We start from the raw sequence: 25,335 nt of genomic DNA, 5'->3' as shown, positions 1-25,335 counted from the left end.
TGCGAAGCGTGCTTGCTCAAGGTCCCGAACGGCGACGGCCGGGCAACCGCGGACGCTGGTGCCCTCTCGGCTCGGCTGGCTGAGCTTGAGACGACGGTGGAGGTGCTCTTCAGGTGTGTTGACCGTGTCGTGCAAGTGATCGAGCAAAGGTCCCGCCAGTCGTCCGGCGGTTTTGGGGAGACCGATGGTTCCTTGGCGGAGCGGGCAATGCTCAACCGTCGCGCCTCAGAGGAGCCAGGGCAGAGCGGAACCGATCATGGCCCGGCATGAGTCGGCTGGAGCTGGTCGCGCTCGTCTACTTCGGGCCTTGGACGCTGATCGGTCTGGTCGTCCTTGCCGTCCGTTGGCGACGACGGCGCCGTGCTCGTCTGAGTCGCATGCCGGTTGCGCAGCTACTGGCTCGGATCGAGCGGGAGCGTGCCGAGCAGAGCAAGAACCGCTTGCGGTCGCGGCCTCCGCGCCTGCCGATCGATCGGTGTTGGCCCAACGTGGACCCCGACAGTTCGCCAAGCGCCGAGTCAGCGAGATCAGTTGATCGAGTTCCAACCCAACGAGGCAGAGGGGTACCTCTACCACCAGATGTACGAGCATCTGGCCGGGCGAATCGAGTCGGGTGAGCTAGCGCCGAACAGGCCGTTGCCGTCCGAACGGCGTTTAGCCGTCGAGTACGGCGTTTCTCTTGGAACAGCCCGACACGCTACAAGGCTGCTGCGCTATCGCGGCCTAGTAAAGACTATCCGTTCTAAAGGCACTTACATTGCCGACCGTTCTCCGGCGTCTTCTGGCGCCTTGCCCAAATAACAAAGGTTCCAACCATGAATGAAGTTCCCAACTGGATGCGCCGTCTCTGCAAGGCCATTGACCGGGAAACTCGCCCGCTTCGGCAAATGAGAAGCGACAGCCAGTTCGCCGCCAATGTATACGCACAGCTCGGTTGTTACCTGATCGAGATGGGCCTCGGCGCTTTGGCTGAGATCCCTGATCTAGACCTGCAAGAAGCAGAAGCGGCGTGCCAGCGCGTAAGAGGCCATGTCAGCGACCGACTTCGCGATTCACCCTTAGCTGAGCCGCAACCGCCCGTCCGTGTCCTGAGCTTTGGTCGGCTCAGACTCGCCCCCACCATCGAACGCGACGAGCCAGGGGAGTCCTGATGGCATTGGATCTGGAACACCTCGACGCGGTCATCGATGCCATCACGATCCCTCTGGCCGCGAAGCAGGAAACCGCGCAGGAAGCCACTGTCGATCTACTTTGGCTGGGCTGTCATCTACTCTCGCTTGGCGAGAAGACCCTTGCTGCCAACGGCATGCCCCGACCTGACTTGAAGGCCGCCGTCACGGCGGCTGAGACCGTGGTCGTAGGACGTACGCCGGACACGACGCCTGCCCTGGCGCCGATCGTTGACGTTCAGCTGGAACAGTTGCAGGCAGTTCGGCGTGTCATCATCGACAATGCGGCGAGAGTCGACCAAGGCACGCCGCGCTATACCGCCGTCCTTGCCTCGCTCGATGCCGTCATCACGGCTATGACGGGCTTGCTGGCACTGTTGAAGGTCGTGCCAGCGCTGCTGCCGACTGACTGACCTCGTGGCGGCAAGGCGTAGGGGGAGGGAGCCCCGCACCAGGCAAGCTGACCATCCACAGAGTGCCTGATGCGGCTGTCTCCTAACTGTCCTGCCCGCTTCCCTAGCGAGGATTTCCCCAGGTCACGCCAGGGAGACAGGCACGGGGAGGGGCGTGGGGAGATCTCCCCACGCCCCTCCCGCTTCCCTGCCTACTCCCGACCGTCACGCAGGCTCAGCGCCGCACTGACATCCTCAGCGCGGACCACCTGCACGCCACCCGACTTACGCGGGCCGAAGCCGTGACGGGCGAGCGCGGCCTTCAGGTCCGAGAACGTCCAGCGCTCGTACTCGGCCGGGTTGTGCTCTGCTAGACGAGCGAGCACAACCCGTGTGGGCACCCGCCGTTCGCCGTGCATCACGGCGGCGACGTCCGTCAGGGGGTCGACCGGTGTCGCCTGGATAGCCGCTCGTCCGCTGTTCTCGATCTCCCTTCCGTGCTCGCGCAGGATGGCAAGCGCGCGTTCCACCACTGGCGTCACCATGTCGACCTCATCCTCGAACGGCACATAGAACGCGCGGATCAAGTCGAACGTCGCATCGGTCACGCCGACCGCGACGCATGTTCCCCTGTCGGTTTTCATGCGCAGGTCGGTCGCTCGGATGCCCGCTCGGTACTTGCCCGTGCCGAGCAGACCGTCGTTGGCGATCTGGTCGGCGACCGAGAACGCCACGCCGCAGGAGACGTTGCGTGTCACCTCCCTGGGAATCGAGTCCTTCGTTGGCGATTGCGTCGCCAGCAGGAGCACGATGCCGTACTTCCGGCCGCGCTTGATCACCCGTACCGCTAGTTCGGCCGCGCGCTTGCCGAACTTGGGATGCTGGAACAGTTCGTGACACTCGTCGATCGCGCACACCAGCGGGTGCAGGCCAAGGCCGGGTTTGTCCGCGAGCTTGCGCGACACCTTCGGCGGTCGGCCGGGCTGCTCGCCGAGCACCTTTCCGCGCCGCTCCATCTCCGTCGACAGGTCCTCCAGCGCGGACACAGCAGCTTCCGCCACCGCGTCGTCCATGCCCATCCGGTAGCGAGACGCGCGCGGCCCGAACGGGTCGAAGTCCGGCGACTCACCCATGACGAAGATCCACAGCTCGGCCGTCGGATCAAGCGCAGCGCCGAGCAGCAGCGTGCGCAGTGCCGCGGATTTGCCCTGGCCAGGTCGGCCGCCGATCAACCAGTTCGCTTCGATCAACGGCGCGTTGACGACCATGCCCCGCTGAGTCAGGCCGAACGGCACGCCGTCGAACACATCGAGCTGCCCGTCATATTGGAGCGGCCAGTCCCCGGTACCACCAGCGAGCGCACCCTTGTCGGCCACCCACAGATCCAGCACACCGGCTTCGTCGCCCTCGGTCGGCCAGGTCTCCAGCTTCGCCCGTCCCAGGTTCGCGGCGAGCTTGTCGCGCCGGTCGGCCACCATGTCGGCCGTCGTTCCCAACGGCAATCGGACCTGCACGAAGGTGCCGTTGCCGTCCCGCCGGGCAGGGACGCTGTAGAGCAGTTCGCCTCCGTTCTTGAAGAACGCGTTCAGTGGTGCGATGCCCAGGTGTCCGAGTGCCTTGGACACCATGCGCTCGTCGATCCACGAATCCGCGTCATCGCGGTCGGGGCGTGTGAGCCAGGTAGCGCCCGGCTCCTTGTCGCGGCCTTCCCACGCTGCCGCGACGACCCACCCGACAGGGCCGATGAGCAGCAGTGCCGATGCGACTGTCTTGAGCACCTCCCAGGCAGTACCGATCAGGTCCAGCAGTTGCGCCAACCAAGGCCACATGTCAGCGCGGGTCATCCATGAGTCGACGCACCACAGCACCAGCCCGACAGGCGCCACCACCGCCGCGACGACCACAACTCGATGCAGCACGATCGCCAGGCGGCCCCACCGTGCCTTGGCGTCGGCGCGGATCAGCTCCTGCGCTCGCCGTCGTGCCTCCGCGTCGCCAGAGACGCGAGCACGGCGAGCATCGGACCGGAGATCGCCGTAGGTTGCCCACGTCCACGCCTTGGCCATCCAGCGCCCATGACCTCGAAGCACGAACCAGGCCAGGCGTAAGAAGTCCCGGGGCAGCTTCCGAAACCGGTAGGCCGCGACGGCCCGGAGATGCGCGGCGCCTGGCGCGTTCCACCACCGGCCGAGCACCGATCGGTTGTCTCCAGAGACAGGTTCATCGTCGACGATCTCCGCCTCGAACACCTTCGGTTGCAAGGCGCCGCGTTCATGGTTGCCGTTCACGGCTGAACCTCCCGTCCGTCGGCTTCGGCACGGAGAGCGGCCGCCACACGAGGCGACAACCCGCGCGAACACGCGGTGACTTGCCGGACCCAAGCAGGCGTCACCTCGACTTCGGGCGACCAGGCGGCACGAGCCTCAGCCAAGTAGTCCGCGAAGAGCTTCCGGCTCGTGCGGCGCGGGACCGGCCGCTTCTCGTTCACGACCTGCGGCATGTCGTCCTTCGACATGGCGACCAACGTTTCGCGCAGATCCGTGACTGCCTCCGCGGCCGTGAACACCAGCAGTGGCGGCACGGAGTGCAGCACGATCCCGGACCACGAGCCCGCCGCGAACGATGACCAGGTGTTCATGACGTACGTCGCGGCAAGGGTGAACCACTTCGCTCTGCGAACCCACGGCCCCATGCGCACGCCGCGCCGGGCAGTTACCTGTTCAGCTCGCAGTATCGCGATCAGCACCAGCGAGACGGTGGGATCGAGCAGCCAGGCGGCCAGCCACGGCAGTGACCACGTGGGTGCCCCCACCGCCGCGAAGTGCTGGACATTGGTCATCGTGAACGCCAGACCCAGCGTGATTCCGGTCCAGCACAACCGGTCCACCTGGACGCGCACTTGCTCAACAGCGTGGCCGGCGGGTGGCCGCCCGGAGGCGGCCACCCCTTTCCACTCGCGGCTCATCGTCGACCACTCCGAACCCGTGAACCGTCGACGGCGACGACCGTGAGCGCCCGGGTCAGCCCGTGCGCCGCGAACAGCGCCGGAATCCCGAGAACGGCCAGCAGCAGACCGTGGTTGTCCGGCGCGGTCACGATCACGACCCACTGCACGCCCACGATCAATCCCGCCATGAACACCACCCGGCCGAACAGCGACAGCAGCCGCGCACCGGATCGGGAGGCTTCGAGCGTCCGCCGCCTCTTCCACGAGCTGACGCGCCACAGGAGAATCCAGCCGAGCAAGATGCCCACGGCCACGAGGACTTGCGTTGACGTAAAGGTCATCGCTGATCACCTCCGTTCATGCCCGTGCGACGAGCGCGCCAGATCGGGTACAGATCCCGACGGTCCTCTTGGGACAGAGCACCCCAAACCCCGAGGGTGAAAGGACCAGCGGTGCGCAACTCCAGCTCCAGACAGGCCAGCTTGGTCGTGCACCCGGCACAGATGGACGCGGCCAGCTCGCGGTCCGTCAGGTCGTCGCCCGTCCAGTCCGGAGCTTCTCCCGTTGTGTAGAGCCAGATGCACGAGCCGTCGCGGCGAACGATGCCCTCAAGCACGTCGTCGGGTACGTTCGCGTATCGGTCGAGTTCGGCGGCCAGCGCCGACAGGTAGTCGGTGAAGCTGTCGAAGTCCTCCGGATTCACCACTGCGCACCTCCGGTGACCCGCGCAACCTCGCGGGCCGTTCGCCGCTCAGCGGCGATCCGGCTTGGGTCGACAACCCCTCCTGTCGCGTCGACCTCCGCGACCAGCCGCTCAAGTGCGACTGCCGGGATGACGTAGCGGGACCGAAGCCGGACCGCCGGGAAGTCGCCATCCCGGATGATCCGGTAAAGGGTCGACGGTCCGACTCGGAGGAGTTTCGCCGCTTCCCGAACCGTGTAAAACGCTGGCCGATTCGATCGGTTTTCGATTCGTTCTGGAACTGCTTCCCGAAGGTGTTCCGTGTTGTTGTTTTCCATGCCTTCGATTCAAGGAAAAATCTGGCCCTGCAACCATGCATGTCCAGTGCAGGTCAAATGCATAACCAATGCAGGACCAGTGCAGTTCAGTGTTTTTCGAAAGATTTCGGCTCGTTGGCGTACGCACCAACGCCGCCTGCCGCGAAGACGTCCGATGGTCCCGCAAGGACTGTTGGTCGACTATTTCATCAGAATATCGATGAAATAGTCGATAAGATAACAGTCGGCCGTAGTGTCCGCGGTGAGATGCCGCTGAAGTCGTTGCTAGTCCGCTAACCTCGGCGCCTGCAGCAGAGCGCGGAGGAGTACGTGTCGGAGGATTGGGCCGCAGTCGCAAAGGCCATCAACGAGCGCGTGAAAGAACTCGGGTGGCAACAGCAGGAATTGGCGGCCCGGTCGCACGTTTCGTCGGCGATAGTGCGTGAAATTCAGCGGAACACGGTGAACCGGAAACGTAGCCCACGCACGCTGGAGTCTCTTTCGATCGCTTTAGGTTGGCACCCTCAACACTTGGAATCGGTTCTGCATGGAGAACGGCCTCCCGAGCGCGATGAGTTGACTCAACAGAATCTTTCCGCTCGGCTCGATGCCCTGGAACAGCGCTTGGACGGAATTGCTGACCAGCTCGCCACCGTCATCCGTCTTCTGGCCTCATCTCGGTCGCCCAAGGACCGGTGAGCGATGGCGGTGGACCCGTGGACCGGGCGGACGGCATCCGCGCTGCAGAAGGCTCTGCGGCTCAGCAACGAGCTGTTCGCCGAACAGCTCGGGATCGGTGTGCGGACTGTCGCTTCCTGGCACCAGAAGCCGGATCTCAAGCCGAAGTCCGAGATGCAGCAGCTCTTGGACACGGCGTACGAGCGGGCGTCCGCCACGGTCCGCGCCCGCTTCGCGGAACTGCTCGGTCAGACGCCGGTGGTGCCTCCCGATGCAGAAGCCGACGACGAAGCGAGAGCGGCTGCTGAGCTACGACTCAGCGCCGATCCGCACATCGGCGCGGCACTGGAGTGGCTCGACAGTCACGCGGGATGGGAACCAGGCACGAGCCGACGCAAGGTCGCGGCCAAGGTCGCCAACGTCGATGTTCGGGGGCTGCGCGATCGCGGCGCACGTCGCGGGCAGATCAGCCAAGCACAGGTCACGCGCGCCTTGCTCGACTACTACGGACGCGGTGAGAACGGCTACGGCACCTACAGCGCGAAGTTCGGCGATCAAGACGCGGCGACGACTGTCCTCACCCGAGGCGAATGGCTCGACCTTGCAGCGCCGCTGCTGGCGCGTTCTGATGGCCTGACACTTGACCCAGCTCCGTTCGAAGCTCCTGCTGCTCTCGATGATCGGGCCCTCGATGCGGCCGTCCAGAGGCTTGCCGAGACCCTGGAACTTGGCACCAGGCTCGTGAACATGCCGCTCTACCGGCTGCGGACCACGGGCGTGGTCAACTCGGCCGTCTCAGGCACGGTCGGCATCGCTCCGTTCGTGCACTACGCACTGACGATGGATCTACTAGAAGGCGAGCTACTCGACGCCCTCACCAACGGTGGCGCTGGCCGCCTCCCGCTCCGGGAGTACTACCTACCGCACCTGGAAGCGGTCACCCAGCTCGACGGTCGTCTATGCGCTGGTGGCGTACTCGCCCTGTGTGCCATCGCTCGACCGCCTGGCCTGCACGGTGACGCGGACTACCTGATCCTGGTGCAGCAGCGATCCGGCAACGTGGTCAACGCCAACCGACAGCTCGCCGTCATCCCCAAGGGCTTCCACCAGCCGGCCGCGGACGTGCGCGCAGACACGCGTCTCGGCGGCACACTGCTCCGGGAGATGGAAGAGGAACTGTTCGGCCGCGACGACGTGGACAACACCCTCGGAGACCAGCGCGCCGCCGATCCCATGCACCCCAGTCGGCTGTCCGAACCCATGCGCTGGCTCCTCGAACGTCCGCTAGGCGAGCGCCTGCGTATGGAGTGCACCGGCTTCGGCTTGAACCTCGTGAGCGGCAACTACGAATTCCCCAGTCTGATCGTGATCGAGGATGAAGAGTTCTGGCTCAGGTTCGGCGGGCAGATCGAAGCGAACTGGGAAGCGTCCAACCTACGGCGTTACTCGACCCTGGACACCGATCTCCTGTCGGACCTGCTGGCCGATGTAGCGTGGAGCAACGAAGGGCTGTTCGCCGTGCTGCAAGGCTTCCGGCGCCTCGCCGATCTTGGCGGACACCGCGTGAACCTACCGGCCGTGGAATGGGAGTTGACGTGACCGAACGCTGGCACCACCGGCAACGCCGTCGAAGACGGCGCAGACACGCGGGGCTGGATCGTCGGTCACTTCATCGACCCGTCTCAAGGGGTGCGGTCGTCGAAGGATGTCGAAGTCAAGTGGGCTACACACCCGAAGGGCGACAAGCGCCCGGAGTGGACGTCCGATGACCAGCGGACCACGCTGGTGATGCTGATCAGTGGGCGATTCCGGGTTGAATCGACCGAAGGCATAGCCACATTCGTCACTCCCGGTGACTATGCGATGTGGGGGGCGGGGGTCGACCACACCTGGGAGGCATTAGAGCAATCTGTTGTCATGACGGTTCGGTGGCCTTCGCGCGACGTCTAAAAAGTTATTGATACTACTTTTTCCATAGGCGGACGCTGCCGAATTCGCGTAATTCTCGAACAACTTGGTGCGACAGTCTCTTCGATTCAGCCCTGGAAGCTCCTAGTTGTCGCAGCTGTGCAGCGGTAATCGCCGGAAACATCTTGTCCCAAGCTTCTTGGAAGCCTTCGCATGGTATTTCCGCGAGAATTCTCGGGTTCTCTCGTGTTTTGGAGAGGCGATCCCCAACGCGGCCAGGCTGTAGGTAAAACCCGCGCGAAGTCAGTGCTTGATCAACAAGTATCGCTTGGTCGGGCATCTGGAAGGCGACGCCGAATTTTATCTCAATCGGCTTCAGGAAGTCGAGTTCAAGTATTATTTCGGATGGCATTTTCTGTCGCGTTGAGAAGCGTGTTGCCCACTGGGTTCTGACGTCTCCTGGGGGAGTGTCTTGGTGTATCTTAACTAGCCGTTCGATCTCCGGGTGCAGTGCCGTATCTACGATCAGGGCAGGTATCATGCGCCCGTTTCCGACCGTCTTATCCGCAATTAGTGCATCTCCGACGATTTTAAGCCTAGGGTAGCTAAGGCGACGAAACGTCTTTTTGGTCACTTGGTCTCCTGATCTGAATCTATCCTACGCTGAGTCAGGAGGATGGCTTGAGTGCTCGTAGTTCTCCTTAACGTATCAGTCAGCTGTATCTTGTAGGAGTCGATTTCATGCCATTCGACACTCTCGTTGGGTGTCGTAAAGCTAATCCATCCTCCGACTGTCTCGCCAGCATTTAGGCGTACTGGGATCATAATTCTTTCCTGGTTTCCCGCGAGCTGGGCGGGTGCGTTTTGGTCATTGTCCGGCGGGATCTTGAGAATGTAACTCAGGGTGTTCTCTTTGAATCCTATATGAAGTTCTGCTGATGCCACTGAAGTGGCGTTCTCGGACGGGTTGTATAACTCTAATACGAAAGCGTATCGCTGCCTTCCGTTATCTAGTGGATACGCGGCAGAATCGACCAAATAAACGTCGATTGGCAGCAGTCGACGCTTTTCCTGTGCTTTGGAAATCCGATATGCTCGGCGAGCTGTTATCGCTCCGAAGACGCTTACCGCTAGGGCAAGCAAGGCGATGCTGACAGACAGTGCGGGCGCAATGTCAGCGAGGCTCTTGAGCTGGTCCCACATCCACGTGATTCTAGGCGGACAAGCTTTAGTTTTCTACACCTGTCGTAACTTGAGGTCGATAACTTCTGCCTGGAACTTGGTTGTTGATGGATCGGTAACTACCGCACGTCGGCCACGAGTTGCTGTGGCGTGACCGGTGCGTTTCAATTCTGCGAGCGCACGGTGCGCGGTACCGACGCTGACGTGATAGCGGGTAGCCAGGGCGGTGACCGTAGGCAGCTCGCCGCCAACGCGCAGAACGCCAGCCGTTATTGCGCCGCGTAGGTCGGCTGCAATCTTCTGGTAGGGATTCGCACCCTCGGGTTCGAGCGTTGGATGAGCAGTGCCCTCAGTGTCGAGAACGATAGGAGCCTGCGGCATACGGCCAGCGAACTTGCCCGCTGCCTTCTGATCGGCTTCAGAAACCCATGCCGAGTACACCCGCAACGTGGTAGCCCCACCGCCACCGTGTCCCAATCGACCGGCAACCGTGCGGACATCGGCGCCGGACGCGATGAGTTCGGTCGCCGAGTAGTGGCGTAGCTGGTGCAGGTGCATGTCCCAGCCGAGCTTTTCGCACATCCGGCGGTATCGCTGGGAGACCGTAGAGGGCTTAAGCCAGGTCGAATGATCGACGGAGGGGGAGAAGACGCGGCCAGCCTTTTCGATGACCGTTCCGACGATCTGAGCCTCCGCCTCGCAGTGCTGCCGATAGGCGCGCAGTAGTCCGACCGTTGCGGGGTCCAGAGAGATCCGGCGTTGCTGATGCGTCTTGGTGTCCTTCTCCCAGGTCTTCGCGCCGTCCTGGGCGATGCTGCTGCGAATCCAGATCACCGCGTTGTCCAGGTCCAGCCGGTCCCACCGCAACGCGCACAGTTCGCCCCGGCGAGCGCCAGTGGCCATTGCCAGCCAGACGAACATGCCCCAACGGAGGTCCTTGAACGCCTCGTTGACGATTGCCGCCGCCTGTTCGGGCGTGGGAGGTTCAGGGTCGGGGACGGCGCCAGCCGGGGTATCGGCCTGCTCCAGCGGGTTGACCGTAATCCACTTCCAACGCATCGCATCCTTGAGCGCACCGCTCAGGCACCAGTGCACTTTGCGGATCGTGCCATCGGCCAGCGGCTTGCACTTGTGCACACGGCACTTGTCCGTGCAGTCATGCTCACCTGCGACGCGGTGTTCGACGAACTTCCTGCCACCGCAATGGGTTCGGCAGGTTCGGAGGATCTTGTAGAAGGAATCGAAGGTCTCGCCGTCGAGGCGGGAGACGGGCGTCTTGCCGAGCAGGGGGCGGATGTGGGTCCGGATCACGCTGTCGTAGCGCTGCTTCGTCGTCGTATCGACGTTCAGCAACTCTAGGTAACGGTCCATGAGTTGGTTCACGGTCGCACTCGTGCGCGGGTTGCGACGCTCGTTGACCTCGTTGACCAGCCGAATCCGGACCTTCTCGGCTTCCTTCTCGGCCTGAGGCCCAGCGGGCACGGTTTCCCGTAGGTAGTGCCGACGTCCGCTCAGCGGGTCGACACCGGCATAGACCTTCACGCGGAGCGCCCCGCTCGGCAGCTTCTCTACCTCGCCTCGCGAGCGCTTCTGAGCACGGCTCCCAGCAGCGGTCATGGTGCGAGAGTACGCCGTTCGCACCACGTCCGGCACCACGCGCAAGCGTGCTGACCGGCGAAAACCGCCTCTGACCTGTGTGCCCCCGGCAGGATTCGAACCTGCGACACCCGCTTTAGGAGAGCGGTGCTCTATCCCCTGAGCTACGAGGGCTTGCCCGTCTCCACCCTACCGGGCCACGGGCTCCGCCACGAGGGGAGTCCCATCGGCGGCACGGTGCGGGTGAACGGCGTATCGACTCCAGCGCTACCACTGGGTAACCTTCCGTGATCGGACGCGGAAACCCCGCTCCAACGAAAACCGCCGGAGGGTCCGTTGATCAAGCTGGTGTTCGCCGACGACGAGGAGTTGGTCCGGTCCAGTCTGCGCGGCATGATGGGCGGTGCGGCGGACATCGAGGTCGTCGGCGAGGCCGTCGACGGGCGGTCCGCCGTCGAGACCGCCCGGCGCCTCCACCCCGACGTCGTCCTGCTCGACATCAAGATGCGCGCGCCCGACGACGGCATCCGCGCCCTCCGCGCGATCCTCGCCCTGCCCACGCCCCCCACCGTGGCGATGCTCACCACCTTCGACGTCGACGAATACGTCAGCCTCGCCCTGCGCCTCGGCGCCAACGGCTTCCTCCTCAAGGACATCGAGCCCGCCGCCCTGCTGCGCGCCGTTCGTGACCTCGCTCGCGGCGGCGCCGTTCTCGACCCCGGCGTCGCGGCACGCATGGTGCGCGCCCACCGCGAGGGGCAGCGCGCCGCGCAACCCGCGCGCAAGCTGCTGGCCAGCCTGTCCGAACGCGAACGCGAGGTGGTCGCGCTCATCGGACAAGGGTTGTCCAACGCCGAAATCGGCGGCAAACTCCACCTCTCGGAAGCCACCGTCAAGGGCTACGTCTCCGCCGTCCTCTCCAAGATCGGCGCCGCCAACCGGGTGCAGGCGGCGCTGCTCGCCTACCGCGGCGGGCTCCTGGACCAGGTGTAACACCTTCTTAGGCGAGTCTCAGCACCGTCAGTAACACTGTCGGCATGCGCATTCTCGTTGTCGACGACGATCGGGCGGTCCGGGAGTCGCTCCGGCGCTCGCTGGAGTTCAACGGCTACCAGGTCGACCTCGCCGGCGATGGCGCACAGGCACTCGAGCGGGTGATCAACGACCGGCCGGACGCGATGATCCTCGACGTCATGATGCCGCGCCTCGACGGACTGGAGGTCGCACGCCGCCTTCGCAGCACCGGCGACGACCTGCCGATCCTCGTGCTCACGGCCCGCGACACGGTGTCCGACCGGGTGTCCGGTCTGGACGCCGGCGCCGACGACTACCTCCCGAAGCCGTTCGCGCTCGAGGAGCTCCTCGCCCGCCTGCGTGCCCTGCTGCGCCGCGCCTCCCGCGAGGGGCAGTCCGACACCAACGCCGAACAGCTGACCTTCGCCGACCTGACGCTCGACCCCGGCACCCGCGAGGTCCGCCGCGGCGACCGCGAGATCAGCCTCACCCGCACCGAGTTCGCGCTGCTCGAACTGTTCATGTCCTACCCCAAGCACGTCCTCACCCGCGGCCGCATCCTCGAAGAGGTCTGGGGCTACGACTTCCCGACATCCGGCAACGCGCTCGAGGTCTACGTCGGCTACCTGCGCCGCAAGACCGAGGCCGGCGGCGAACCCCGGTTGATCCACACCGTCCGCGGGGTCGGCTACGTCCTGCGGGAAACCCCGCCGTGAGCCAGACCGTGACCGCACCCGTTCCCGTCGTGTCCGTCGGGGACGGGCCGGAACGCAAGCCCCGGCGGCGGATCTCGCTGCGCGCCCGCGTCACGCTTCTCGCCGCCGCGTGCGTGGCCGGGGTGATGGTGCTGGTGTCGATGGGCGCCTACATCACCGTCTACAACAACCTCTACCAGCAGGTCGACGACAACCTGCAGGTCCGCGCGGTCGCCGCCGCCCAGACGCCGCAGGTGCGCCAGGGCATCCAGGAGTACCCCGGCGCGATCCTGAGCAGCACCGACATCCAGATCGCGGTGCTCGACTCCGACGGGGCGCCGCTCATCCCGCCGGGTGGCCGCCGCCCGCCGATCAGCCAAGCCGAACTGGACGTCGCGCGAGGGAACGCGACCTACAACATCCGCACCGACGTGAAGACCGACATGCGAGTGGTGGCGCTGCAGTACGCGCCCGGGCAGGCGCTCGTGCTCGCCCAGTCCCTCGCGCCGACCGAGCAGACGCTCAAGGAACTCGCCGTCGTGCTCGCGCTGATCGGTGGTGGCGGGATCATCGTCGCCGCGCTCGCCGGGACCGCGGTGGCACGCACTGGGCTCCGGCCCGTCGAACGGCTGACGTCGGCCACCGAGTATGTCGCCCGCACGGGTGATCTCCGGCCGATTCCGGTGAGTGGCGACGACGAGCTGGCGCGGTTGACCACCAGCTTCAACACGATGCTGAGCACCGTCGCGGAGTCGCAGGAGCGGCAGCGACAGCTGGTCGCCGACGCCGGGCACGAGCTGCGCACCCCCCTGACCTCGTTGCGCACCAACCTGGAACTGCTCCTGTCCGCGAGCCGCGCCGGCGCGCCCGCGCTGTCCGAGCAGGACCGGGCCGACATCGAGACCGACATCAAGGCGCAGCTGGACGAGCTGACGCAGCTCATCGGCGACCTGGTCGAGCTGGCGCGCCAGGACGAGCCGCGCACCGCGTTCGAGCGCGTCGACCTGGTCGAGGTCGTCGAACGGGCGCTGGACCGCGCCCGCCGCCGCGCCGGTGAGATCGAGTTCGACGTGCAGCTGCAGCCGTGGGTGCTCACCGGCGACCACGCCGCGCTCGAACGGGCCGTGTTGAACCTGCTGGACAACGCGGTGAAGTTCTCGCCGCCGCAGTCCACCGTCCGGGTCCGGATGCGGCCGCTGGGCGACGGGAGCGCGGTGATCGAGGTCGCCGACTCCGGTCCCGGCATCGCCGAGGCGGACCTGCCCAAGGTGTTCGACCGCTTCTACCGCTCCTCCGAGGCCCGCACCCTGCCCGGTTCCGGCCTCGGGCTCGCCATCGTCAAGCAGGCCGCCGAACGGCACGGCGGCACGGTGTACGCCGGCCACGCCCCGGAAGGCGGCGCGCTGATGACCATCCGGCTCCCCGGAGCACCCGCCTGAGCGAAGCCCACACGATGTTTATTCGTGTAGGATTTTGTGTAGTTGGCGAGTGACAACGGGAGCGGTGGGGTGCTGGCGCGGCAGCGGCAAGCGGTGATCCTGGAGGAGGCCCGGCGGTCGGGGGCGGTCCGGGTCAGCGAGCTGGTCGCGCGGCTGGGCGTGTCCGACATGACCATCCGCCGGGACCTCGACGTGCTGGCGAGCCAGGGCCTGGTCGAGAAGGTCTATGGCGGCGCGACGGCGAACCTCGGCAAGAGCACGGACGAGCCCGGTTTCGAGGCGAAGTCCGAGCAGCAGCAGGCCCAGAAGGAGGCGATCGCCGCGCTCGCGGCCGGGCTGGTCCGGCCGGGCACGGCGATCGGCATCTCGGCGGGCACCACCACGTGGACGTTCGCACGAGCGCTCGACTCCGTGCCGGGGCTGACCATCGTCACGAACTCCGTCCGGGTGGCCGACGTGCTGCGTGAGGCCGGTCAGCCGGAGCGGACGGTGGTGCTCACCGGCGGCGTCCGCACACCGTCGGACGCGCTGGTCGGGGGTGTCGCGGTGGCGAGCCTGCGGCGGCTGCACCTGGACCAGGTGTTCCTCGGCGTGCACGGGATGGCCGACGGGCCGGGGTTCACCACACCCAACCTGGACGAGAGCGAGACCAACCGCGCGCTCGTCGAGGCGGGTCGCCGGTTCGTCGTGCTCGCCGACCACACCAAATGGGGAGTCGTCGGCATCTCCACGATCGCCGATCTGGAGGAGGCGGACGTCGTCGTGACCGACGACGGGCTTCCGGCGGCGGCGCGTGAGACGCTGGCAGAACACGTCGGTGAGCTGATGGTCGCCGACGTGAACGAGGCGGAGGAAAGTTGATTCGGACGGTCCGGCATCTGGCCGACGGCAGGGAGATCATCTACTACGACGAGTCGCCGCACGAGCGCGACGCCGTCGACACGCGGGACCTGCCGCAGGTCGCGGCCGCCTCGGAGATCCGGCGCGACCCGTTGTCCGGCGAGTGGGTCGCGATGGCGGCGCACCGGCAGACCCGCACGTACAAGCCGCCCGCCGACCTGTGCCCGCTCTGCCCGAGCAAGCCTGGGAAGCCGAGCGAGATTCCCGAGTCCGACTACGACGTGGTGGTGTTCGAGAACCGCTTCCCGTCGTTCTCCCCGCGCGTCGTCGGCGAACCGTCCAGTGTGGACAATCTGGGGCTCGTGCCGACGGCGCCGGGCAAGGGACGTTGCGATGTCGTGTGTTTCACCAGCAACCACTACGGCTCCTTCGCGACGCTGAGCCCGGAACGGGTGCGCACGGTCGTCGACGCGTGGGCCGACCGCACCGAGTCGATGTCCGCATTGGACGGTGTCGAGCAGGTCTTCCCCTTCGAGAACAGGGGCGAGGAGATCGGCGTCACGCTTTCCCATCCGCACGGGCAGATCTACGCGTACCCGTTCGTCACGCCGAAGACGCGGCGGGCGCTCGAAACCGCCCGCGCCTACCAGGAGGAACACGGCCGTCCCGTGCTCGGCGACGTCCTCGCGGCCGAGCGGGAGTCGGGGCGGCGGATCATCGCGGAAGGCGAGCACTGGACGGCGTTCGTGCCGCCCGCGGCGCGCTGGCCCGTGCACGTGCTGCTCGTGCCGCACCGCCAGGTCCCGGACATCCCCGCGCTGACCGACGCCGAGCGGGACGACTTCGCCCGGGTCTACCTGCAGGTGCTCGGTCGCTGTGACGCGTTGTACGACCGGCCGCTGCCCTACATCGCGGCGTGGAACCAGGCGCCGGTGCGCATCGACCGCGAGCTGGGCTGGCTGCACCTGGAGCTGTTCTCGATCCTGCGGGCGAAGGACAAGCTGAAGTACCTGGCGGGTTCGGAGTCCGGCATGGGCGTGTGGATCAACGACGCCACGCCCGAGCAGATCGCCGAGCGGCTGAGGGCGGCGGGGGCCTAGCGGACCCGGCATACTTCATGCTGGAACCTCAGCTTGGGCTCAGCAAGCTCTCAGGACCGACCAGCATGGTGAGGACATGACCGAGAACGACCCCAGCGCACCGCACGACGGCGGTGCCCCCCGGGATCCGCAGCCGGAGCAGCGGCCGGCGCAGGAGGACGCGAACACGCCCCCGCGGGGTACGTCTTTCGGTGGGGAGCAGCAGCCCAGCCCGTGGTCGGCGCAGGGGCAGCAGGCGTACCCCTGGACGTCGCCGCAGCAGACCGCGCAGCACGAGCAGGGCCAGTACGCGCAGGCCGCGTCGGGTCAGTACGGGCAGACCGGGCAGCACGAGGCGGGTCAGTACGCGCAGACCGGGCAGCAGCAGACGGCGCAGTACGGCACGGCGACCTACCCTGCGCAGCAGCCCGCGGTTCCCCAGCAGCGCAAGGGATCCGGACGCCTGGTCGCGGGTGTCGCGGTGCTCGCGCTGGTGGTCGGCGGCGCCGCCGGTGGTGCGGGTGGCTACTTCGCGTCGCAGAACTCCGGCAGCGGCGGCAGCTCGTACAACGCGCTCGACCAGCCGGTGCCGAACCAGCAGACCAGCGCGGCCCCGTCGGGCAGCGTCGAGGCGGTGGCGCAGAAGGTGTCGCCGAGCGTTGTCGAGCTGGTGGTGTCCGGCAGCCAGGAACAGGGCGAGGGCTCGGGCTTCGTGCTGTCCACCGACGGCTACATCCTGACCAACAACCACGTCGTGGAGGTGGCCGCGAACGGCGGCAGCATCCAGGCCGTGTTCCAGGACGGAACCAAGGTGCCCGCGTCGATCGTGGGCCGTGACCCGACGACCGACGTCGCCGTGGTCAAGGTGCAGAACGTGAAGAACCTGACGCCGGTGGCGCTGGGCAACTCCGACCAGCTGCAGGTCGGGCAGGGCGTGGTCGCGTTCGGATCGCCGTTCGAGCTGGCGGGCACGGTCACGTCGGGCATCGTGAGCGCGCTGCACCGGCCGGTGCGGGCAGGCGGTGACAGCGGCGACCAGACCACGGTGATGAGCGCGATCCAGACCGACGCGGCGATCAACCCGGGCAACTCGGGTGGTCCGCTGGTCAACCTGTCGGGTCAGGTCATCGGCATCGACTCGGCGATCTACAGCCCGCAGTCGTCGGGTGGGCTCGGGCAGCAGCAGTCCGAGGCGACCAACGCCGGTATCGGTTTCGCGATCCCCATCAACCAGGCGCGGCGGACGGCGCAGGAGATCATCAGCACCGGCAAGGCGACTCAGACGTACATCGGCGCGGGAGTCAGTGACGCCCAGTCCGGTGGCGCGCTGATCCAGTCGGTGCAGGCGGGCAGCCCCGCGGAACAGGCCGGGTTGAAGGCGGGCGACGTGGTGACGAAGGTCGACACGCTGGTGATCAACGACGCCGACGGTCTCATCGCCGCGGTGCGCACCAGGGCGCCGAACGACAAGGTGACGTTCACCCTGAGCGACGGCCGCACGGTGCAGGTCACGCTCGGCGGCCAAGAGGTCCAGGTGAACTGAGTTTTCCCAGGCGCTCGGCCGCAGGCGCGGCCGAGACCAACCCACGGGCTCCCGGCGGTTTTCCCCGCTGGGAGCCCGTTTTTGGTGGTCCGGTTTGGACGGTGCCGGGTGCGGCGGGTGGCTGGTTCGGGAGTGTCGTGGCTGGGGTTGGCCCGCCGGCTGGTCGACACGTGGCCGGGGTCGCTTCGGGGCCGGCGACACGTCGTGGGGCGCCGTCGGAGCGGGGTAACAACGGGCTAACGTGTGCCTCATGGAACGCAGTGCACAGCGGCTGGGCCGCGCGCTCGTGGTGATCGTCGACGACCGCGCGGCGCATGGCGAGCATGACGACACCTCCGGTCCCCTGGTCACGGAGCTGCTGGAGGAAGCCGGGTTCATCGTGGACGGCGTGGTCGTCGTGCACGCCGACACGGTCGCGATCCGCAATGCGCTCAACACCGCCGTGATCGGTGGCGTCGACCTGGTGATCACGGTCGGCGGCACGGGTGTGTCGCCGCGCGACGTGACGCCGGACGCGACGGCGGGCGTGCTCGACCGGCCGATCCCCGGCATCGGCGAGGCGCTGCGCTCGTCGGGCCTCGCCGCGGGCGCGGTGGACGCCGGGATTTCGCGTGGCCTGGTCGGCGTCTCGGGCAGCACGCTGGTGGTCAACCTCGCCGGCTCGCGCGCCGCGGTGCGCGACGGGATGGCGACGCTGTCTGCGCTGGTGCCGTACGTGATCGACGAGCTGTCCGGCCTAGACGAGTCCTGACCCCCGGTGCCCGACGACAACCGCGACGACGACCGCCCGCCCCGGCCCGAGGGGCGGCGCTCGCTGGACGCGATCTTCGGCGAGGTCCTCCCGGAAACCACCTCGGACGAACGCGACCCCGATTCACGGGGCGACGACCGCGAGAGGTGGTACCGGGAGAACCGGCCGCCCCACCACGACCGGTAGGTGGCTGGGGCGGCGGCCGGTGGTGGTCGCCTTGGGGTGGCCTTGGCGCGGGGTGGCTGGGGGCGTGCGGGATGGACGGCTCTGGGGTGGCCGATGCCGGAAGCTGAGGCGGCTGCCTGGATGGCGACGCGGTGGTGTCGGTGTGGTGCTGGGGCGCTGGTGGTGGCTCCTTTCGCGGCTGGATGGCGGGCCTTGGCCTGGCGTATGGCGGTTGGATGACGGTCGCGCCAGTGCTCGGTGAGCGGTGTGGCTGGGGCGAATTGTTAGCGGTGGAGTTCTCCTCATGTGGTGGCTGAGCCTGACCACCCGTGGTCGGTGGCTGGCGCGGCCCCTGGTGGCGGCTGGGGCGGTCGGTGGTGGTGGCTGCGGACGGCCGGTGGTGGCGGCTGCGGGCGGGTAGCCGGTGGTGGTGTTGCGGGCTGGGCCAGTGGTGGCGGGCTGCGGGCTGGGCCGGTGGTGGCGGCTGCGGACAGGGTCGGTGCGGGTGATAGTTGGTGACGACTCGCTGATGGCGGGGTGGTCGGCGCCTTGATGGGCTGAAGCGGTTGCTGGTGGTGATGGCAGCGAGCCATGGTGGCCGGTGGCCGGTGGCCGGTGGCCGGTGGCCGGGGCTGGTGGCAGCCTTCGCTTGACGCTTGACGCTTGGCAATCGGCGGTGGGTGGCGTGTGGCCGGTGGCCGGTTATGTGCGGCACGGGGCATTCGGCGACTGGGCAGGCCCAGTGCTTGCGCGAGACCGGTGCAGGGCCAGTGCCAGCGTCAGCACGGAGACCGGGCGCAGTGCCAGTGCCGGAGCCAGTGCCACCGACGGGGCCGGAGCCCCGTCAGGAACGGGTTGTCGTGTCCTCCGGGCTTTGGGTTCCGCGCTGTTCGCGGAGTAGGTCGCGGATCTCGATCAGCAGCTCGACGTCCGTGGGTTCGGCTGGGCCTGGCTCCTGGCCTCGCTTGCGGCGCTCCTGGATCTTCTTCACCGGCAGCACGATGATGAAGTACACGACCCCTGCGATGAGGACGAAGTTGATCGCCGCGTTGATGACGCCGCCGAAGTCCAGGAAGGTGCTGTCGTTCCCGCCCAGGACGTTGAAGCCCAGGCCCTTCGCGGCGTCCGTGCCACCGATCGCGTTGATCAGCGGCTTGATCAGGCCGTTCGTGAATGCCGTGACGATCGCGGTGAACGCGGTGCCCATGACCACCGCCACCGAGAGGTCGACGACGTTCCCCCGCATCAGGAAGTCCTTGAAACCCTTGAACATGTGCACTCCTTCCTCGCCGAACCTGGCTAACGGAGGGTAACCGCTACCGGATTCCGGAGTGACAGCGCCGCCACCTCCGTCGCCGTCTCGCGGGGCAGGGCGATCAACACCAGCGGGCCCTTGTCGCCGGAACCGAGGAACTTCGAGCTCGACGGCGGCGAACGCACGTCGACCACCGTCGCGTCGCCGGCCAGCACCTGACGGCTCTGCGTCCGGTCGTCGACCGTCACGACATCCACGTGCGCGCCGCGCGTCAGCAGACCCGCCACCGCCGCGTCGGCCAGATGGATGGGAACTGTGGACAACCCTGTGGGTACCACGGGGACGGAAGCCGGGCTCGCCCGGGCACCACTCGGGCCCTGACCGGCCGGTGGACGCACCGCGAGCAGGACGGCGAGCAACAGCAACGTGCACGCGAGCGCGCGGCGAGCCAACAGAAAACGCCTGCTACGTAAGGAAAGACGCAGCCGACCCCAGTACTTGCGAGTGCCGAAACGCATCGCGGGCACACCCCGTTCCGTCGGTGCGGCGGCGGTGGTCCGCCGTCGTCACCTCGACGTTAGGAGTGCGCCCGCGGGAAAGGAAAGGACCTCTTCAAGCACCTGTGGACAACTGGGTGCCTGTGGATAACTCGACTGTCAGGAAGCGGCCGCAGCCGCCGTGGAGGAGCTGCTCGAAGACGACGACGAAGACGACGAGGACGACTCCGACTTGCTGCTCGACCCGTTGCCGGACGAGCTGCTGCTCGCGCCGTTGCCCGAACCGTTCGACGAGGAGGGCGACTTGCTCGAGCCCGAGGAGGACTTCGAGTCCGAACGCGAGTCGGTGCGGTAGAACCCGCTGCCCTTGAAGATCACGCCGACGGCGCCGTAGAGCTTGCGCAGCGGTCCGGTGCACTGGGGGCACTCGGTCAGGCTGGCGTCGGAGAACGACTGCACGGCCTCGAACTGGTGGCCGCACTCCTTGCAGGCGTACTGGTAGGTGGGCACTGGTGCTCCTTCGCGCATTGGCACTCGATCCGCGAGAGTGCTAACGCTAGACGATACTGGGCGATTCCCCCGCAGGTCAAACGGGGTTTCCGGGGTCACGTCCAGGCTGCGCCACGATTCCGCCGATGATCGAACCCGCCGGTAGCGGTGGCCTGCTCGTTCGTCCCATTGTGAACAACGGGCGGCGCCGCTCCGAGAATGTCGGTGCCCTGTGAGACGTTGGTCACCGGGGCAGTGGCACCAGCCCCAGCCGCGGGGTGAGGGCCGCGGTCATCCGGACGTCGTGGGGCTCGGCGGGGAGCCGCTCGACGAGTTCGGCGTCGCGGACCACCGCGACCAGTGCGGCGTCGGGCGCGGCGTGCCCGAGCGACCGGTCGTAGTGGCCTGCGCCCCGGCCGAGGCGCACGCCGGAGGAGTCCACGGCCAGTGCGGGGATCAGCACGAGCCCGGCGTCGCCCAGTGCCGCCGGGCCCAGGCGTGGCCCGGTGGGTTCGAGGATGCCGCGCACCCGGCCGGGTGAAAGCGTTTGCGCGCCGGTGTACTCGGCCCAGTCGAGTGGCCCCGGCTGGGCCGGGATCACCGGCAGCAGGACGCGCGCGCCGGCCTGCCGGGCGACGTCGAGCAAGGCAACCGAACCCGGCTCGCTGCCGAACGGGACGTAGCAACACACGATGGGAGGGAGGCGCATTCCCCCGATGGCGTGGGCCAGCGCCCAGGCCTCGGCGTCCCGCGTCGCAGCCGGGACGGCCGCTCTGGCCGCGCTCAAGCGGGCGCGCCAGGCGCCCTTGTCCAGGTCGTCATTCCGCCCGTCACACATCTTCGCAGGTTAGGCTTTACCGCCATGACGGGCGCCTTCGACAACCACTCGTTCCGGACCGCGATCGTCCCCGCCGCGGGACTCGGAACACGCTTCCTACCTGCGACCAAGGCGGTTCCCAAGGAGCTGCTGCCGGTCGTGGACACACCGGGCATCGAGATCGTCGCGGCCGAGGCCGCGCAGGCGGGGGCCAAGCGGCTTGTGATCGTCACCTCACCGGGCAAAGAGGCGGTCGTCAACTACTTCCGCTCCGCGCCGGAGCTGGAGGAGAACCTCGAGCGCAAGGGCAAGACCGACCTGCTGGAGAAGGTCCGCCGCGGGCCGGGGCTGCTCGACGTCGAGGTCGCGATCCAGGAGGAGGCGCTGGGGCTGGGGCACGCCGTCGCGCAGGCCGAACCGAACCTGACCGACGAGGACTCCGCCGTCGCGGTCCTGCTGCCCGACGACCTCGTGCTGCCCGCCGGGGTGCTCGAACGGATGGCCGAGGTGCGGCAGAAGCACGGAGGCAGCGTGCTGTGCGCCTTTGACATTCCGAAGGAACACATTTCACCCTATGGCGTGTTCGACGTCACCGATACGGACGACGATGACGTCAAGCGCGTGCACGGAATGGTGGAGAAGCCGAAGCCGGAGGAGGCGCCCTCGACCTACGCGGCGGCCGGCCGATACCTCCTTGACCGGGCGATCTTCGACGCGCTGCGCCGCATCGAGCCCGGCGCGGGCGGCGAACTCCAGCTCACCGATGCGGTGGCACTGCTGATCGAAGAGGGACATCCGGTGCATATCGTGGTGCACCGGGGCGGCAGGCACGACCTGGGCAACCCCGGCGGGTTCCTGCGGGCCGCGGTCGACTTCGCACTCGACCACCCCGACTACGGCCCGTCGCTGCGCACATGGCTGGCCGAGCGAATCGAGAACGAAGGCTGATGACCCCGCCCACCCCGGAGCCTCCCGAGGCCGCTGAGCAGGAGTTCCGTCCCGTCGACGAGCAGATGGCGCTCGTACTGGATTCGGCCGTGCGGCCGCGTCCGGTCCGGGTCGCCATCTCCGAGGCGCAGGGCCTGCTCTGCGCCGAAGAGGTCGTCGCGGAGCACGCCCTGCCCGGCTTCGACCAGGCCGCGGTGGACGGGTATGCGGTGCGCAGCGTCGACGTGCGCAGCGCGGGGGACGAGCCGGTGCAGCTGCCGGTGGTGGGCGAGATCCCGGCGGGCTCGCGGCAGCCGCGCCGGCTGAACCCGGGGCAGGCGGTCCGGGTGGTCACCGGCGCGCCGCTGCCGACGCTCGCGGACGCCGTGGTGCCGACGGCCTTCACCGACGGGCATCCGGCGAACGTGACCGTGCACCGGTCCGTCCCGTCCGCCGGGTACGTCCGGCGCACCGGCGAGGACGTGCAGATCGGCGACGTCGCCGTGCGGCAGGGCGACACGATCGGCGCGGCACAGGTGGGGCTGCTCGCCGCGGTCGGCCGGTCGAAGGTGCTGGTCTACCCGCGGCCGCGGGTGTCGATCGTGTCGGTGGGCGACGAGCTGGTCGACGTCGACCGGACGCCTTCGGTGGGGCAGGTCTACGACGTCAACTCCTACGCGCTGGCCGCTGCCGCGCGGGACGCCGGTGCCGAGGTGAGCCGTGTCGGCATCGTGCCCGGCGAACCGAAGCGGCTGCGCGAGGTCGTCGAGGGCAGGCTGCTGATGTCCGAGGTCGTCGTGGTCGCGGGCGGGGCCGGCGGGACGGCGGGCGACGAGGTGCACGCCGCGCTGTCCGACCTGGGGCACATCGACATGACACGCGTGGCCATGCACCCGGGCTCGGCGCAGGGGTTCGGCAGGCTCGGCCCGGACTCGGTGCCCACGTTCCTGCTGCCCGCCAACCCGATGAGTGCGCTCGTCGTGTTCGAGGTGCTCATCCGGCCGCTGATCAGGGCGGCACGCGGCACGCGCAACCCGCATCGGCGAGTCGTGAGCGCCCGGCTGCTGTCGCCGCTGGCCTCGACGAAGGGGCGCCGCGGCTTCCTGCGGGGGCAGCTGCTGCGCGACGAGAGCACCGGCGAGTACCTCGTGCAGCCGCTCGGCACGTCCGGCGCGCACCTGCTCGCGTCGCTCGCCGAGGCGAACTGCCTGGTGAACGTGGACGAGGACCTCACCGAGGTGCCTGCGGGCGAGCAGGTGCGGGTGACCTTCCTCGCGCAGCGGGTGTGACGGTTAAATACGCCGGTGCAGGCAGCGACGTACGACATCGAAGCGCGCCACCCCGGTTGGCCGGCCCGGTTGGGTCCGCTGCGCGTCCGCGGCGGAGTCGTCGCCCTGCGGCCCATCCGGCTGCGTGACGCGGGGGACTGGTCGCGGATCCGGTTGCGCGACCAGTCGCACATCGAACGGTGGGAGCCGAGCGCGCCCGGGCCGTGGCAGGACCGCAACAGCTTCTGGTCCTGGCCCCCGCAGTGGCTGGGGCTGCGCGGTCTCGCGCGGCGGGGTCAGTGCCTGCCGTTCGTCATCACGGTGGACGGCGAGTTCGCCGGTCAGATCACGGTGGGTAACGTGATCCGCGCCTCACTCCGCTCCGCGTGGATCGGCTACTGGGTGTCCTCGACGGTGGTGTCCGGTGGGGTCGCGACGGCGGCTGTCGCCCTGCTCGTGGACCACGCGCTGACCTCCGGGGGGCTGCACCGCATCGAGGCGACGGTACGGCCGGAGAACGAGCCGAGCATCCGCGTGCTCACCAAGGCGGGATTCCGCCAGGAGGGCCTCTTCCAGCGGTATCTCGAAGTGGCCGGCGACTGGCGTGACCACCTGTGCTTCGCGATCACGGCCGAGGAGACGGGGCCGGGACTCGTGCACCGGCTCGTCCAGCAGGGTCGCGCCGAGCACGTGTGAGATCCGCGTTACCACATCTGCCGCGTTTCACCTGATCCGGTCGGCCCATTTCTCGTTTCGAGCGGCGTGGCTCCCTGCGATCTGTTACTCCTGTGACTAGCGTGACGGTATGTAGCAGAAGTCGGGGGAGGTGACAGAGGGAGATGCCCAGCTCGCTGATCATTGTTGCCCTTGCGGCAGCGTGGCTCGTCGTGCTCGTGCCCATGGTCGCGCGCAAGCGGCAGGCCGTCGTGCGGACGACGGACTCCGCGCTCGCCGCGCGCGTGGTGCGGAGCGGGATCGGCTCCGACGAGGGGGAAGGGGAGTTCGCCGTGTCCGAGCCGGAGCAGGTCGACGACCCCGAGCCCGAGGAGTTCGCCGAGGCCGAGCGGCCGTGCAGCCACGACGAGCCCGAACTGTCCCGTCGCCCCGACTCCGACGGCGAGCGGCGCTACCGGCGAAGCTTCGACGACCCGGACAGCGAGCGGCGCTATCGGCCCGGTCGGGGCGGCTTTGACCCGGAAGCCGCGGAGATCGCGGCCCGCGCGAAGTACGCGTTCCGGCAGCGGGTCGTGCTGATCCTCCTCCTGCTGGCGCTCGCCTCCGCCGGCGTCGCCGGGTTCCTCATGGGACTGCTCTGGTGGGCGCACGGCGCGATCGACATCGCGCTGGTCTCGTACCTGGCGTACCTGCGGCGGCAGGTGCGGATCGAGAACGAGATCCGCCAGCGCCGGCTCGCCCGGCTGCACAACACGCGCACACGCCGTCCGGCACCGCGCCGTGAACAGCGGGACGAGTACGAGGTGGACGAGGAGCCGCGGCGCGAGCTGGTCGGCATCGAACGCCGCCCGTCGCCCGCCTCGCGACTGCGGGGACGTGCGGTCGTCGTGGACGTGGAGGACGAGGATCCCGCGTTCCACGAGCTGGACGACCCGGGCCAGCTGCCGTTCCGCCAGGCCGTCGGGGAGTAGGGACCCCCTTGCGGGGTCCTTCGCACCGGTTGCTAAGCT

30 protein-coding genes and 1 tRNA gene are annotated in these 25,335 nt (G+C 67.7%); 18 read left to right on the top strand and 13 right to left on the bottom strand.

Annotated features, from left to right (window positions below; genetic code table 11):
* Positions 1–579 precede the first annotated feature (579 nt).
* Genes FHX82_RS09230 through FHX82_RS09220 form a run of 3 tightly spaced genes read left to right on the top strand, consistent with a single transcriptional unit; the run spans position 580 to position 1,582 of the window.
* Positions 580–801 (top strand): GntR family transcriptional regulator, encoded by a 222-nt coding sequence (locus tag FHX82_RS09230; RefSeq protein ID WP_145937390.1) that lies wholly within the window; start codon positions 580–582, stop codon positions 799–801.
* Positions 802–815: 14 nt separating this feature from the next.
* The gene (locus FHX82_RS09225) at positions 816–1,151 is read left to right on the top strand and encodes a hypothetical protein (RefSeq protein ID WP_145937357.1); all 336 of its coding nucleotides are present in this window, start codon (positions 816–818) and stop codon (positions 1,149–1,151) included.
* Complete coding sequence (locus tag FHX82_RS09220; RefSeq protein ID WP_145937356.1) at positions 1,151–1,582, top strand: hypothetical protein; 432 nt, start codon at positions 1,151–1,153, stop codon at positions 1,580–1,582. The genes FHX82_RS09225 and FHX82_RS09220 overlap by 1 nt, the downstream gene beginning before the upstream one ends.
* A gap of 191 nt (positions 1,583–1,773) precedes the next feature.
* Here the strand turns inward: FHX82_RS09220 and FHX82_RS09215 are convergent, their stop codons facing one another.
* From FHX82_RS09215 to FHX82_RS09195, 5 genes are read right to left on the bottom strand one after another with little or no spacing between them, the layout of a single operon-like run.
* Positions 1,774–3,849, bottom strand: coding sequence for an FtsK/SpoIIIE domain-containing protein (locus FHX82_RS09215; RefSeq protein WP_229880440.1), 2,076 nt, complete (start codon positions 3,847–3,849; stop codon positions 1,774–1,776).
* Complete coding sequence (locus tag FHX82_RS09210; RefSeq protein ID WP_145937355.1) at positions 3,846–4,526, bottom strand: hypothetical protein; 681 nt, start codon at positions 4,524–4,526, stop codon at positions 3,846–3,848. Before FHX82_RS09210 ends, FHX82_RS09215 begins: the two co-directional genes overlap by 4 nt.
* Positions 4,523–4,849, bottom strand: a complete 327-nt coding sequence (locus FHX82_RS09205; protein ID WP_145937354.1) for a hypothetical protein — start codon at positions 4,847–4,849, stop codon at positions 4,523–4,525. The genes FHX82_RS09210 and FHX82_RS09205 overlap by 4 nt, the downstream gene beginning before the upstream one ends.
* Entirely contained in the window at positions 4,846–5,211 is a 366-nt protein-coding gene (locus FHX82_RS09200) for a WhiB family transcriptional regulator (protein ID WP_183176530.1), read from the bottom strand. The genes FHX82_RS09205 and FHX82_RS09200 overlap by 4 nt, the downstream gene beginning before the upstream one ends.
* Positions 5,208–5,528 carry a helix-turn-helix domain-containing protein gene (locus FHX82_RS09195; RefSeq protein ID WP_145937353.1) on the bottom strand — a complete coding sequence of 107 codons (321 nt, stop codon included), beginning with the start codon at positions 5,526–5,528 and terminating at the stop codon, positions 5,208–5,210. Before FHX82_RS09195 ends, FHX82_RS09200 begins: the two co-directional genes overlap by 4 nt.
* A gap of 309 nt (positions 5,529–5,837) precedes the next feature.
* Here FHX82_RS09195 and FHX82_RS09190 point away from each other — a divergent pair, with 309 nt between their 5' ends.
* The 3 genes from FHX82_RS09190 to FHX82_RS36880 are packed head-to-tail and all read left to right on the top strand — an operon-like array spanning position 5,838 to position 8,135.
* A complete protein-coding gene (locus FHX82_RS09190) occupies positions 5,838–6,206 on the top strand; it encodes an XRE family transcriptional regulator (RefSeq protein ID WP_145937352.1) in 369 nt (122 codons plus the stop codon).
* A 3-nt stretch (positions 6,207–6,209) separates the two neighbouring features.
* Positions 6,210–7,784 carry a helix-turn-helix domain-containing protein gene (locus FHX82_RS09185; protein ID WP_145937351.1) on the top strand — a complete coding sequence of 525 codons (1,575 nt, stop codon included), beginning with the start codon at positions 6,210–6,212 and terminating at the stop codon, positions 7,782–7,784.
* Positions 7,785–7,841: 57 nt separating this feature from the next.
* Complete coding sequence (locus FHX82_RS36880) at positions 7,842–8,135, top strand: signal peptidase I (RefSeq protein WP_145937387.1); 294 nt, start codon at positions 7,842–7,844, stop codon at positions 8,133–8,135.
* A gap of 13 nt (positions 8,136–8,148) precedes the next feature.
* Here FHX82_RS36880 and FHX82_RS09180 read toward each other — a convergent pair whose 3' ends face one another.
* From FHX82_RS09180 to FHX82_RS09165, 4 genes are all read right to left on the bottom strand, one after another.
* A complete protein-coding gene (locus tag FHX82_RS09180) occupies positions 8,149–8,727 on the bottom strand; it encodes a hypothetical protein (protein WP_145937350.1) in 579 nt (192 codons plus the stop codon).
* Positions 8,724–9,296 carry a hypothetical protein gene (locus FHX82_RS09175; RefSeq protein ID WP_145937349.1) on the bottom strand — a complete coding sequence of 191 codons (573 nt, stop codon included), beginning with the start codon at positions 9,294–9,296 and terminating at the stop codon, positions 8,724–8,726. Before FHX82_RS09175 ends, FHX82_RS09180 begins: the two co-directional genes overlap by 4 nt.
* Positions 9,297–9,329: 33 nt before the next feature.
* Positions 9,330–10,892, bottom strand: coding sequence for a tyrosine-type recombinase/integrase (locus FHX82_RS09170; RefSeq protein WP_145937348.1), 1,563 nt, complete (start codon positions 10,890–10,892; stop codon positions 9,330–9,332).
* Positions 10,893–10,972: 80 nt separating this feature from the next.
* Positions 10,973–11,045: transfer RNA gene (locus FHX82_RS09165), tRNA-Arg, on the bottom strand.
* 162 nt (positions 11,046–11,207) lie between these two features.
* Between FHX82_RS09165 and FHX82_RS09160 the strand changes: the two genes are divergently transcribed.
* From FHX82_RS09160 to FHX82_RS09125, 8 genes are all read left to right on the top strand, one after another.
* Complete coding sequence (locus FHX82_RS09160; RefSeq protein ID WP_145937347.1) at positions 11,208–11,864, top strand: response regulator; 657 nt, start codon at positions 11,208–11,210, stop codon at positions 11,862–11,864.
* Between the two features lie 44 nt (positions 11,865–11,908).
* The gene (locus FHX82_RS09155) at positions 11,909–12,601 is read left to right on the top strand and encodes a response regulator transcription factor (protein WP_145937346.1); all 693 of its coding nucleotides are present in this window, start codon (positions 11,909–11,911) and stop codon (positions 12,599–12,601) included.
* An 8-nt stretch (positions 12,602–12,609) separates the two neighbouring features.
* The gene (locus FHX82_RS09150) at positions 12,610–14,019 is read left to right on the top strand and encodes a sensor histidine kinase (RefSeq protein WP_183176593.1); all 1,410 of its coding nucleotides are present in this window, start codon (positions 12,610–12,612) and stop codon (positions 14,017–14,019) included.
* Between the two features lie 69 nt (positions 14,020–14,088).
* Positions 14,089–14,880 (top strand): DeoR/GlpR family DNA-binding transcription regulator, encoded by a 792-nt coding sequence (locus FHX82_RS09145; protein WP_145937385.1) that lies wholly within the window; start codon positions 14,089–14,091, stop codon positions 14,878–14,880.
* Positions 14,877–15,959, top strand: a complete 1,083-nt coding sequence (gene galT, locus FHX82_RS09140; protein WP_145937345.1) for a galactose-1-phosphate uridylyltransferase — start codon at positions 14,877–14,879, stop codon at positions 15,957–15,959. Before FHX82_RS09145 ends, galT begins: the two co-directional genes overlap by 4 nt.
* 76 nt (positions 15,960–16,035) lie before the next feature.
* Positions 16,036–17,481: a S1C family serine protease gene (locus FHX82_RS09135; protein WP_145937344.1), complete on the top strand. Its 1,446-nt coding sequence runs from the start codon at positions 16,036–16,038 to the stop codon at positions 17,479–17,481.
* A gap of 250 nt (positions 17,482–17,731) precedes the next feature.
* Positions 17,732–18,232, top strand: coding sequence for a MogA/MoaB family molybdenum cofactor biosynthesis protein (locus FHX82_RS09130; protein WP_091510955.1), 501 nt, complete (start codon positions 17,732–17,734; stop codon positions 18,230–18,232).
* Positions 18,233–18,238: 6 nt separating this feature from the next.
* On the top strand, positions 18,239–18,418 hold the full coding sequence (locus FHX82_RS09125) for a hypothetical protein (RefSeq protein ID WP_145937343.1): 180 nt from the start codon (positions 18,239–18,241) through the stop codon (positions 18,416–18,418).
* Between the two features lie 823 nt (positions 18,419–19,241).
* Here FHX82_RS09125 and mscL read toward each other — a convergent pair.
* From mscL to FHX82_RS09105, 4 genes are all read right to left on the bottom strand, one after another.
* Positions 19,242–19,670: a large-conductance mechanosensitive channel protein MscL gene (gene mscL, locus FHX82_RS09120; protein WP_145937571.1), complete on the bottom strand. Its 429-nt coding sequence runs from the start codon at positions 19,668–19,670 to the stop codon at positions 19,242–19,244.
* A gap of 26 nt (positions 19,671–19,696) precedes the next feature.
* On the bottom strand, positions 19,697–20,170 hold the full coding sequence (locus FHX82_RS09115) for a hypothetical protein (RefSeq protein WP_145937572.1): 474 nt from the start codon (positions 20,168–20,170) through the stop codon (positions 19,697–19,699).
* Positions 20,171–20,308: 138 nt separating this feature from the next.
* The gene (locus FHX82_RS09110; protein ID WP_145937573.1) at positions 20,309–20,659 is read right to left on the bottom strand and encodes an FmdB family zinc ribbon protein; all 351 of its coding nucleotides are present in this window, start codon (positions 20,657–20,659) and stop codon (positions 20,309–20,311) included.
* A 223-nt stretch (positions 20,660–20,882) separates the two neighbouring features.
* Positions 20,883–21,476, bottom strand: a complete 594-nt coding sequence (locus tag FHX82_RS09105) for a 5-formyltetrahydrofolate cyclo-ligase (RefSeq protein ID WP_145937574.1) — start codon at positions 21,474–21,476, stop codon at positions 20,883–20,885.
* Positions 21,477–21,500: 24 nt separating this feature from the next.
* Here FHX82_RS09105 and FHX82_RS09100 point away from each other — a divergent pair, with 24 nt between their 5' ends.
* From FHX82_RS09100 to sepX, 4 genes are all read left to right on the top strand, one after another.
* Positions 21,501–22,403, top strand: a complete 903-nt coding sequence (locus FHX82_RS09100; protein ID WP_145937575.1) for a UTP--glucose-1-phosphate uridylyltransferase — start codon at positions 21,501–21,503, stop codon at positions 22,401–22,403.
* Positions 22,403–23,671, top strand: a complete 1,269-nt coding sequence (gene glp / locus FHX82_RS09095; RefSeq protein WP_145937576.1) for a molybdotransferase-like divisome protein Glp — start codon at positions 22,403–22,405, stop codon at positions 23,669–23,671. The genes FHX82_RS09100 and glp overlap by 1 nt, the downstream gene beginning before the upstream one ends.
* Before the next feature lie 15 nt (positions 23,672–23,686).
* Complete coding sequence (locus tag FHX82_RS09090; RefSeq protein ID WP_145937577.1) at positions 23,687–24,346, top strand: GNAT family N-acetyltransferase; 660 nt, start codon at positions 23,687–23,689, stop codon at positions 24,344–24,346.
* Positions 24,347–24,489: 143 nt separating this feature from the next.
* On the top strand, positions 24,490–25,296 hold the full coding sequence (sepX, locus tag FHX82_RS09085; RefSeq protein ID WP_145937578.1) for a divisome protein SepX/GlpR: 807 nt from the start codon (positions 24,490–24,492) through the stop codon (positions 25,294–25,296).
* Positions 25,297–25,335 lie beyond the last annotated feature (39 nt).

This window comes from Amycolatopsis bartoniae (assembly GCF_014191255.1).
GTDB lineage: Bacteria > Actinomycetota > Actinomycetes > Mycobacteriales > Pseudonocardiaceae > Amycolatopsis_E > Amycolatopsis_E bartoniae.
The sequence above is the reverse complement of the archived record's forward strand: the minus strand, read 5'-3'. Positions and strand labels throughout refer to the sequence as shown.